Origin of the sequence: Anaerotignum faecicola (genome assembly GCA_024460105.1) — a bacterium.
GTDB lineage: Bacteria > Bacillota > Clostridia > Lachnospirales > Anaerotignaceae > JANFXS01.
The window spans coordinates 1-618 of the sequence record JANFXS010000051.1 but is presented as its reverse complement, the minus strand read 5'-3'; the positions used below and the strand labels follow the sequence as shown (position 1 = coordinate 618).

The window sequence follows — 618 nt, the reverse complement described above, 5'->3', positions numbered from 1 at the left end:
AGGAAAACAGTAAATAAAATTGGACTAGCCGCAGAAGCGTACGCAAAAAAAAATTTTTCTATGGAAATACATGCAAAAAGGGTGAAAAAGTTATATTTGAAAGCGTTAGAGGATAATAAAAATGAATAATCCTATCTTTTCGATTGTTGTGCCTATCTATAATGTTGAAAAATACTTGCCTCAATGTTTGGAAAGTATTACACGACAAGCATTCAAAGATTACGAAGTAATTTTGGTAGATGACGGATCAACAGACAAATGTCCGGATATTTGCGATGAATTTAAAGTAAAAGAATCTCGATGTAAAGTTATACATCAAACCAACAAAGGACTCTCAGGGGCCAGAAATACAGGTATGGGAGCTGCAACTGGAAGATATATATATTTCATGGATAGTGATGATACTATTTCGAGCAATTTGCTTGATGAGTTACAAAAGATACTTCACAAGTATGAGGTTGACATTATTGGATTTAATGCAACGGTAATTGAGGCAAATAGGCGGAGTGTACTTTCAACAGGTAAGTGTATAAATAAGATTGAATATGGTATAGAAATAGCACAAAAAAGAGTACCCTTGTCAACCGTTCCACTTTATTGCTACCGCAGAAGTTTTTT

General features: G+C 34.0%; 1 protein-coding gene. It reads left to right on the top strand.

Annotation, left to right across the window (positions count from 1 at the left end):
• Positions 1 to 121 precede the first annotated feature (121 nt).
• On the top strand, positions 122 to 618 hold a 497-nt coding region (locus NE664_12675), incomplete at its 3' end, for a glycosyltransferase (GenBank protein ID MCQ4727490.1).